This is a genomic window from Thalassomonas actiniarum (genome assembly GCF_000948975.2).
Taxonomy (GTDB): domain Bacteria; phylum Pseudomonadota; class Gammaproteobacteria; order Enterobacterales; family Alteromonadaceae; genus Thalassomonas; species Thalassomonas actiniarum.
The window spans coordinates 5,467,663-5,476,970 of the sequence record NZ_CP059735.1 but is presented as its reverse complement, the minus strand read 5'-3'; the positions used below and the strand labels follow the sequence as shown (position 1 = coordinate 5,476,970).

Genomic DNA, 9,308 nt, shown 5'->3' with positions numbered 1-9,308 from the left:
AATGATATGCTAAAAGATACTACTGTAGAGTTATTCATAAGCTTGATACAAGGTGATTACCCATATAGAACAATTGCTTGGAATACGCATGGTGAATATAAAGATTTCAAAGATAAATATTTGATTAATTTAACTGTCCATGAACAAGTCCTGTTGTTTGAAAAAGCATATAGGATAATTAATTCACCTGAAGATGTTAGAACATTATTAAGTGCTTCTTATGATTGGGCTGTTCCATATTACAAGAAATACTTATCTACATTTATTAATGAAATTGATGAAGTAAAAAAACGAGCGTATTTTGATTATATCCATCAAAAAATTTTACATTTAAAGTCTTTAAATGTAGGTGTTACTTTTCCTGGTGAAATCAAACAATTCATGAATGAAAGCTGTAAGTTTTATGCTATTGATAACCCTTTGTCATAATAACGATAATGTGCAGAGTGAATGAGTGTTATATATAGATGTTAATAAAAATAATAGTGGAAAAGTAGTTTTATTTTTAGGATGAATATGAAAGATATCAATACAGATTTGAATGATAAAATAGCTAGCACTTTACTTGTTTTGGAAGAAGGAAGTGATATCGTGATAACAACAGCAAATATGCAAGAAATTGTAACAAAGATTACGAATGCTATTAAAGAAGTATATGCTGGAGAGGTATTTACACCTAATGAATTGTTTGTTTTGAGCTTGTTGGCGCATGAAGCATCAAAAAATGAGTCCATGTTTCAAGGGGAATTACAAGCAATTACTGGTTTTGATAGAGTAGAGATGGCTGTCTTTTCAAAAAAAATAAGAGCGCTAACAGGGATGTAATAAGTTAGAACCATAGAAAGTATTTCAGCGCAGAAGGGTTATGAGGAATATGACGGGAGTAACTTCCGTATTGACTTTGACGTGAATACCACAAATAACATTTTGGAAACGAACAGAAAGGGACACCCCTAAATTTGATTTACCACGAACAGAAAGGGACACCCCTAAATTTGATTTACCGAACAGAAAGGGACACCCCTAAATTTGATTTACCACGAACAGAAAGGGACACCCCTAAATTTGATTTACCACGAACAGAAAGGAACAGAAAGGGACACCCCTAAATTTGATTTACCGAACAGAAAGGGACACCCCTAAATTTGATTTACTGAAAATGACGATCTAGGATTTAACTTAAGTGCTATCAACACTGAGATTAAAGTCATGACCCGTGCCCGAAAACTTCAAGTTTGCCTTGAAGAAACGCCTTACTATCACTGCATTTGTCGCTGTGTGCGTAGGGCGTTTTTGTGTGGTGAAGAAACAGAAAGGGACACCCCTAAATTTGATTTACTGAAAATGACGATCTAGGATTTAACTTAAGTGCTATCAACACTGAGATTAAAGTCATGACCCGTGCCCGAAAACTTCAAGTTTGCCTTGAAGAAACGCCTTACTATCACTGCATTTGTCGCTGTGTGCGTAGGGCGTTTTTGTGTGGTGAAGATAAAAGTACCGGACAAAACTTTGATCACAGAAAACAGTGGCTGGTGGATAAAACCAAACAGCTTGCAGATGTATTTGCTATTGATATATGTGCTTATGCCATTATGAGTAACCACTATCATCTGGTGTTGAGAGTAAACGCTCAGGAAGCTCTGCAGTGGGGAAGTAGGGAAGTTGCTTTGCGCTGGATGCAGTTGTTTAAAGGGCATCCTTTGGTTGACCGATATTTGACGGAAACTAAAACCACAGAAGCTGAAAAAGATAAAGCACTTGAGCTGATTGAAAAGTGGCGTAAACGCTTATTCGAGCTGGGCTGGTTCATGCGTTGCTTAAATGAATCTATTGCGGTACAGGCCAATAAGGAAGATAAGTGTAAAGGACGGTTTTGGGAAGGGCGTTTTAAGTCGCAAGCACTACTCGATGATAGCGCATTACTCGCTTGTATGACTTATGTTGATTTGAACCCAATACGGGCTGATATATGTGTTACACCGGAAACCTCTGACTTTACCAGTATCCAGCAGCGTATAAAGGCGCTTGCCACCGCTAAAAAAATGCAGCAAGCACAACCAATAACAATTGCCCCTTTCACTGGTTATAAACCTCACGGTAAGCCTGGCACAGGTTTACCTTTTAAATTGTTTGATTACCTTAGCCTGGTGGAATGGACCGGTCGTTGTGTACGAGAGGATAAACGCGGCTTTATTCCGCCTGATATCCAGCGGCTATTTGCACGGCTAAATATTAATGATAAAGACTGGCTGGAAGTGATAAAAGACTTCAATCGTCACTTTATCAGTGCTGCCGGCAGCCCGGAAAATCTGGGCCGTTGGGCATTAAAAACCGAGCGAAAATGGTGCAATACTCATCAGTCGTTACATTTATATACTGAGTAGTTATATAGCTTGTAAAATGGTCCGTGAACTTTTGTTTCACGATATCTTTTTGTTAACAGTGGTTTCATCAAACCTACTCTAGCTTCAAACCTTCTATTTTCCTTCAGCTGCAGCCTTAAAACAAAGTAATAGCTTATGGGGAGCATTAAGTATGTTGCCCAAATTTAATATGCAAGTGTAATAGGGCATAATCTGAAATTAAATTTAGGGGTGTCCCTTTCTGTTTTCTGTTCAAATTTAATATGCAAGTGTAATAGGGCATAATCTGAAATTAAATTTAGGGGTGTCCCTTTCTGTTTCTTTCTGTTTTCTATACGGCTCTGCTTTAGACTGTTCAGCTCTTGATAGGTGGTTAGAGATGTCTTGGGTAATTTATTAATCAATAGTTTCACTAGGAAATTATCTGATTAAAGTCAGAGTGAGCGCTTGTGGCTCGCAAATGTTGCATCGCTCTCAAAACCTGTCAATACAAGCCAAATAATAATTAAAGGATACCTGTATCGTTTTTGCTATTTTGGTGAGCAACAAAGACGGTTATGTGAAGACAAAAGCATATATGAAGTTTAAGGCAGAAGGATTAACTTGAGTTAATGTTCAAATATGGCCATAACTTCTGGCCATAAATAGTGCGATTAATCCCAGGGGGCCAATAACACTTAGTATCAGTGCACAAGTTTACCTGCTGGCTATTATAAATGCTCTTTAAATGTCGGCACGCATATCTCCCTGACCTGGTAAACAAAAAGCTCGGAATAGGAGCCGAATTGATTATACAGGTTCACACGGGCGTTAGCGGCATGGAACTTTTCCGGTTGAACGTTATAGCAGGCCATGTGGGCAAACTCGTATTTGATTTTAAAAACTTTGCCGTCATGGTGTTTTTCCGCTGGTGCGCATAGCTTGGTCAGTTCGAGTACCTGGTAATATTGTTCGAGAAATTGATCGCGAACATAAACCTTAAGATCTATCGGCGTTGGCTGCTCCACTATGTCGTAACACATGAAATGATCCAGTACTGTGGTTGGATCTTCGGCGGTGATCACGGCGCTGTTATTGGCTGATGCTTGTCCGCATACGACTAATGCCAGCAGACCGGCCGCCATCATCGCCGTGCTTTTTTTGTCTGTATGATATAAACGTTTCATTGTCATTCCTTATCAGTTGAAAAGTTGAGGGTTTGGCAGGGAAAAATGCGGCACAACAGAGCATATGCCGGCATTATTTCTTGCCGGATAACTTTATGGCGGGGAACTAGATTTCCTGGTTTCCATACCAAGAGCAAAGTCGGGGTTGATTATAGGTAATAAGGATTAAAAATATCGGGAGAGTTGATGCTTAGGCAAGCTGTTGATAGTAATGGAAAAGTAAGCTGCTTCTCTTAAAAGGACTGGGAAGTCAACAAATTAGCTGAGAAGAAGGTAATTCCTTGCTTAAATGCTAACTTTTTAAAATTAAAGGGAATGATAATTTATCCGGCTTAAGGGGCTGGTATTTGCTTACAGGAAATGAGGAGAATGCTTATGCCGCTATCCTATTTTTCACTTTATCCTGGTTAAGCAACCGGCTCGCTAAAATAAAAAACCTTAAGCAGCAAATGACAGATAAAAGGACATCCAAACTAGCCATTTTCCACTCTGGATATCCTTATCGTCAGGGCAGGAAATAGTTAACTTGCCCTATCAACAATCTCTTCCCTATGAATGAGACAAGAGATTGTCTTGCTTAATTTTCCTTGATGGTTAAGCCAGTGTCTGTCGGGGGCAGACAAAAATCGTAATGCGTACCGGCAAGGCGTTCAGCACCACCGCCAATCTGGGGGGTAAGCTGCATAGGCACTGCTTTATTGTCTTTAGAGAGGTTTTTTAATTTTTTCTTATTTAATTGTAACTTCATCAATATATCCTTTATTTGTTATTTTTAAATCACAAGGTGTATTTTAATACACGTTTAAACAGTAACTTGAATCAAGGGTATGTCAATAGCGACCTGATAAAGTTAACAGGTTAATCCTGCTTGCCTTCCACGTTTAATATTTCCTATAGGGGCTTAATACGCGGGCTTTTGTATTACCGACGGCACCGGGGCTTAGCTGAGGACATAGACAAGGAAAAAAGGGCTGCATAGGTCATATAAACTGTATTTCACTGATAAAGTGAAAAGTCCAAAAAGTAAAAGCTTATATTAGTCGGCGGAAAATAGCCCCGGATATAAAACCAATAAAATAACCGCAACAGTAAATATCAGGGTTCTACATGGATAGGCCAACCAGTAAAAGTCGATTTCCGATAGCAGCCAGCGGTAGCTGGTCAGGATGAAATCAGGCTGTTTTCTTTGGTGCTCTTGTTCCTGCTTTTTGATTTGTGCGTTTAACGCATTCAGTTGCTGTTCAAAGGAATTATCTGATGAACAGCCCCCTTCCCGTTGGCGAAGCAGGCTGCCGTAACTGGCTTTGCCGCCGCCATGAACGAGGCCTGAACATCATACTGGCCTTCATACATTTCCCTTAACTGCTAGTATTGGCAAAAGGCGCTGCAGATTTTTTTCAGTTGCAAAACAGTGAGCATAATACCGGGACTTTTCTTTGATTAAAGACATAGCCACATTGACATAATGACAATGGAAAATAAAGCCAGGGGTTTTGCAATGGCTGGTGAAAGAGGTGCAATAGCGTACAGGCCCGTTAAGGGCCCTTACGCTGAATTCGTACTGAGAGTCGCTAAGAGAGCTTTCTGCTTGCTATTATTTACCGGTAATTTCAATCGGTTTTTGCGGGATATCACTGCCGTCGCTGTGATCGTCAGGACCAGGACCAATTTGATCCGGAATGGCGCCATGTACCAGGTCGCTGGATTCTGCCATCCAGGCGTATTGGCCGTCACCTGCTAAGGTATAGATGCCGTATGGTGTGTTGACATGGGCATATATGGCGTGATCATTGATGGTCAGGGTGGTGTTATAAGTTTCGTCATTAAGTTCAAACGAGGCATTAATGGTTTTATTGCCGTGCCTGTCCTGATCGGTACTGGCAATTTCGGCGTCGTAATACATATCGAAGAAAGGTACTTCTAATTTAAGGGTATCGCCGACTTCCAGGGAAGAAATGTGGCCGTTGTCAACTTCCAGGTAAACTTCGCCGCGCAGGTTTTCCCGCAATTTCCCCGAGGCTTTTAATACTTTTTCTGCCGTTTCCGATTGTGTAAACACCGGTTCCGCCGGGTAATCGTCGCGGTTTTCAATGGCGGTTATATTGTTTTTTGGCGCAGCCGTGGGCCGGACCTTAGGTTGGGCAGGATGGGCATGTTGATGAGCCGCCAGGTGTTGCTTGTGTGGGGCCTCTACCTGGGCAGTGATGCTTGCTTTTGTGTCTGTCTCGCTTTTGACCGCCTCAGTGTCGCTGCCGGTTGAATTTAGCCAGAATGCAATAGCCGCCATCGCGGCCAAACCGGTTAAAATCATGAGTGCTTTTTTCATAACATTTCCTGCTTTATCTTATTTTTAGCTTTTGTTTTATACCGGTTGCGTGGCTAGATCTCCGCCGGTAAAAATAAGACTCAGGCTTAATGGCCCAAGTCTTATTTAAAGCGAAAAGTGAAGCGGGCAATTATGATAATTTGCCAGCTAACACTTATTTCGCTTGGGTTTATTTCTGTCCGTTAAATATTAACGGAATGCAGCGATTTGGTCAGTCACTAATTCTAGTGCTCTTTGCGCGTCTGCTACATTGTTCACACCAATCGGCTCACCGCTTAGCGTAAAGCCAGGGTTAGAGAAATAAGATAACTGGTTGGTGGTATTGAACTCTTGCGGGTAAGCCATGATAGTGGCGAACTGGTTGTCAACGCCGTAACCTACACCCCAAGTATAAACACCGCCTTCAGCGCCTTGTCTTACTGAGTGACCTAAGCCCATGTTGTGACCAAGCTCATGCATGAAAGTAAGGGTAGTATCGCCACAGTTGTTGGCTGTGATGTTGTAGGCATAGCTGTCATAGGCATTGTGATCCGGGAATACGTCGGCCATACCGTAGATAGAACCGGCGATACCACAAGTGGTACCCTGCCAGGTGCTTTGAGCTGAACCAATCACAACCACGAAGTCAGCTTTGTACTCATCGCGCCAGTTTCTGATTTGGCTGTTTTTATACAGGCTCTGGATATTATTCCATGAAGCAACATAATCGGTACTTGTCTGGTTGTCGCCATCCCAGGCTAAAACCAGGTTAATGTCTAAGTTGTTTTTCGCATAGTTGGCGTTAGAAGCGGCAACCATGTTTTTAATTTCTGTTTTGATATCAAAGCTTCTTGCTGCTGCCGAGGCTGTGTAATAAACGTCGACAACAACGTCTTTAGCCATGGCTGATGCTGTTAATACCGCTGATACTGACAGACCGATTAAGGTTTTACTTGCTAGTTTCTTTAACACACTACTTCTCCTTGGTGTTCTTGTTTTTGTTTTTATATGGCGAGGATATCTGAACATGTCCTAAATTCCCTGTTCATGCCCCTACCATGTTTTTATTAATGTTTTATGAAATACCGGTGTTTTTTCCGGCAACTAATTAGAAACAGAAGAGAAAAACAAAACTAGTAATATTACGACTTTTTTTCGCACAATTTGAAAGAGTAGGCGCAGCCACGCTTGTCCGGTTTAAACCTGTTTTGATGGAATATTCTTGTCGTTTTTTTGATAAAAAATGTCGTTCATTGTTGAAAACTTGACTCTTGTGTCAGGTTTTGTTGGTTAATACGTAAGGATTTTTTAGGTAAAAGGTAGTTTTACTTATTTTTTATGCTTATCTGCCGTTAATTTCCTCTTTTGGAGAAAGCGTTAAAAACTGGAAGGTATGCGCTAAAACTGTTTGAAATTTCTGTGTTGAGTTTTTGTTATGGCTAAAAAGTGTTGCGTAAAAAATGAATGTATTTGGTTAATAAACAACAAAAGGTCGGCTTATAAGAATTTTTGTAATAAGGGAAAGCTGAGCAGGCGAATTTTCTTTAAATTTTTTGTTAGTACGGGTTTATTCGTTTGAGTTTATTCCTGATTAAAAGCGCATGACAGGATCGGATTTAACACAGTTAAATTGCGTTATTTTTGTTCAGAATAAGAGGGGGAATTTAGAAAATATTTAAGAAAAAGCTTGGATGGTACCCAGGAGCGGACTTGAACCGCTACGCCCTTGCGAGCACTAGCACCTGAAGCTAGCGTGTCTACCAATTTCACCACCTGGGCATCGAAGCACGCATATAATGCTGATAGCCGAGGGCTTTGTCAACGCATTAATTCACTTTTTTGACTAAGTGGACAAATAAGCAACGAATTGCCTGCTTAGTAACGGTATTCGGTTTTATTTAAGGGGAGCAAGCCAGGGGCGGGTAAAAGCCGTTGCTGAAAATTTACCCTGTTTTCTCAAACGCTATGCTGTAAAAATAGCTCTACTCCAAAGAGCATCTATGCAGCACTTCATCGTTATCCTGTGCAGGCGGCCAGAGATTAAATGGAGGGAGAGGTAAAAATTGAAGCCATCTATGATGAGGCCGGTTTTTTCAAAAAAAGAGCTGTTAATTGAAAGTGAGCCGGCGAGTATTTTTTATAGAGCCGGGCTAGAAGTTGCCAAAAATCGGGTGTTTTGTACGACAAGAGCCGACTAGTCTTTCGAGGGGACTCTGGAATATACCCTGGAGAGATAGCAGCTGTTTTCGTCAAGTGAATTCAGTGCAGTTTCTGTCGGCGTCCGCCGATTTCACCGGTAAAGGCGGTGAAGTCGCTTTTATCATTCAGGTATGTTAATAAATTCCGGCGGGACGGCAGGGGTAAGCCATACGCCGTTTTTGGCCTGGTAAAATTGGTGTCCCTGTGCTGCCATTGCCCGGGTATCCAGGGTTAATATCACTGCTTTGCCATATCGTTGGCCGACTTGCCTGGCGGTATTTATGTTTTCGCTCAGGTGAACATATTGCCTTTCTCCTGCGACTAAACCGGTTTTAGCTATTGAGGCTAAAAACCGGCTGGCGGTGCCGTGATAGAGTATTTCAGGCGCTGTTTGGGCTGTCAGTCCCAGATCTACTTCAAGGGAGTGTCCCTGATTGGCCCGTATCCTTAAGCCATCAGCGGAAAGGGCAAAGCGTTGCTTATCATTGTTGGCTACTATTTCATGGATCAGTGCTTTACTTAGCGCCAGTTCGGTTTGAGCGGCGGCTTTTATGATTATCTCATTTATATCTGCCCAGCCATGGTCATCTAATGTCAGGTTAATGGTCTCTGGCTTATGGCGTAGGATCAGGCTAAGGAACTTACTGGTTTTGGTTAACTGCTTACTCATGGAATAAATTACCGCCTCTTTTGAGGTTTTGTTATCTATTGCCGGGATATTATCCCTTTTAACTGATAAATGGTATTCGCTTTTTCTGAGATCAACGGAGAACCGACTGACGCTAAAACCAGGCAGCATTCGCCAGGCCAAGCTTTGTTAGGCAGCAGAGGGCAACCATCATTTCTTTGCATAGCAATTTCCAGCGTGGTTTATTGCTAGCTCATGTAAGGTGGTTGTAAGTACTTACTTCTTAAATGGTGAAGTCTGGATCACCGTGAAGCCTTTATTGTGGAATTGCCGGATGATCGGGACAGCAAGATACTTGAATAAGCCGGTTAATCGTCTCTAAGAGATATTGTGTTAAAGCTAAGGCACCTTCGGGTGCCTTTTTATATTCAGGATGAAGGGTATAGCGCGATCACATGAAGGTGAAGCCGTGTTTGTATGCTGAAGAATTACCTTGAATGATCCTGTTCATGTTTCCGGTCTACTAGACTTAAAGTTAAACTGTCAGCAATAACCTCCGGGAGACTGAGTTTGTCGGAGGGGCTGTTTTTAATTGCAGATAGTGCACCGGAATAATGAAAAAGTAAATGCACAGGGCAAAGTGG

The 9,308-nt window shown here is 41.5% G+C and carries 8 protein-coding genes, 1 tRNA gene and 1 pseudogene; 4 read left to right on the top strand and 6 right to left on the bottom strand.

Going from position 1 to position 9,308, the window contains the following annotated elements:
• Positions 1-6 precede the first annotated feature (6 nt).
• The 4 genes and pseudogenes from SG35_RS23910 (at position 7) to SG35_RS23895 (ending at position 2,387) form a co-directional block, all read left to right on the top strand.
• On the top strand, positions 7-429 hold the full coding sequence (locus SG35_RS23910; protein ID WP_274055271.1) for a hypothetical protein: 423 nt from the start codon (positions 7-9) through the stop codon (positions 427-429).
• 87 nt (positions 430-516) lie between these two features.
• On the top strand, positions 517-825 hold the full coding sequence (locus SG35_RS23905) for a hypothetical protein (RefSeq protein ID WP_044836440.1): 309 nt from the start codon (positions 517-519) through the stop codon (positions 823-825).
• A gap of 384 nt (positions 826-1,209) precedes the next feature.
• Positions 1,210-1,308: pseudogene (locus SG35_RS23900) on the top strand (transposase); the annotation flags it as partial.
• A 227-nt stretch (positions 1,309-1,535) separates the two neighbouring features.
• Entirely contained in the window at positions 1,536-2,387 is an 852-nt protein-coding gene (locus SG35_RS23895) for a transposase (RefSeq protein WP_236702736.1), read from the top strand.
• A 689-nt stretch (positions 2,388-3,076) separates the two neighbouring features.
• On the opposite strand, the gene SG35_RS23890 is transcribed toward SG35_RS23895, so the two are convergent.
• The 6 genes from SG35_RS23890 to SG35_RS23865 form a co-directional block, all read right to left on the bottom strand.
• Complete coding sequence (locus SG35_RS23890) at positions 3,077-3,532, bottom strand: DUF7450 family protein (protein ID WP_044836449.1); 456 nt, start codon at positions 3,530-3,532, stop codon at positions 3,077-3,079.
• A 577-nt stretch (positions 3,533-4,109) separates the two neighbouring features.
• Positions 4,110-4,280, bottom strand: coding sequence for a hypothetical protein (locus SG35_RS23885; RefSeq protein WP_274055269.1), 171 nt, complete (start codon positions 4,278-4,280; stop codon positions 4,110-4,112).
• 846 nt (positions 4,281-5,126) lie between these two features.
• On the bottom strand, positions 5,127-5,858 hold the full coding sequence (locus SG35_RS23880; RefSeq protein WP_044835731.1) for a hypothetical protein: 732 nt from the start codon (positions 5,856-5,858) through the stop codon (positions 5,127-5,129).
• Positions 5,859-6,047: 189 nt separating this feature from the next.
• A complete protein-coding gene (locus SG35_RS23875) occupies positions 6,048-6,809 on the bottom strand; it encodes a zinc-dependent metalloprotease family protein (protein WP_053043413.1) in 762 nt (253 codons plus the stop codon).
• A 720-nt stretch (positions 6,810-7,529) separates the two neighbouring features.
• Positions 7,530-7,616, bottom strand: a tRNA-Leu gene (locus SG35_RS23870).
• Positions 7,617-8,157: 541 nt separating this feature from the next.
• The gene (locus tag SG35_RS23865) at positions 8,158-8,706 is read right to left on the bottom strand and encodes an RNA 2'-phosphotransferase (RefSeq protein ID WP_044835735.1); all 549 of its coding nucleotides are present in this window, start codon (positions 8,704-8,706) and stop codon (positions 8,158-8,160) included.
• Positions 8,707-9,308: the final 602 nt, after the last annotated feature.

What these genes read in the sequence shown, in the direction of transcription:
- SG35_RS23905 (WP_044836440.1), top strand. Translation starts at nt 517, where the DNA reads ATGAAAGATATCAATACAGATTTGAATGATAAAATAGCTAGCACTTTA.
- SG35_RS23880 (WP_044835731.1), bottom strand. Translation starts at nt 5,858, where the DNA reads ATGAAAAAAGCACTCATGATTTTAACCGGTTTGGCCGCGATGGCGGCT.
- SG35_RS23865 (WP_044835735.1), bottom strand. Translation starts at nt 8,706, where the DNA reads ATGAGTAAGCAGTTAACCAAAACCAGTAAGTTCCTTAGCCTGATCCTA.
- SG35_RS23910 (WP_274055271.1), top strand. Translation starts at nt 7, where the DNA reads ATGCTAAAAGATACTACTGTAGAGTTATTCATAAGCTTGATACAAGGT.
- SG35_RS23885 (WP_274055269.1), bottom strand. Translation starts at nt 4,280, where the DNA reads ATGAAGTTACAATTAAATAAGAAAAAATTAAAAAACCTCTCTAAAGAC.
- SG35_RS23890 (WP_044836449.1), bottom strand. Translation starts at nt 3,532, where the DNA reads ATGAAACGTTTATATCATACAGACAAAAAAAGCACGGCGATGATGGCG.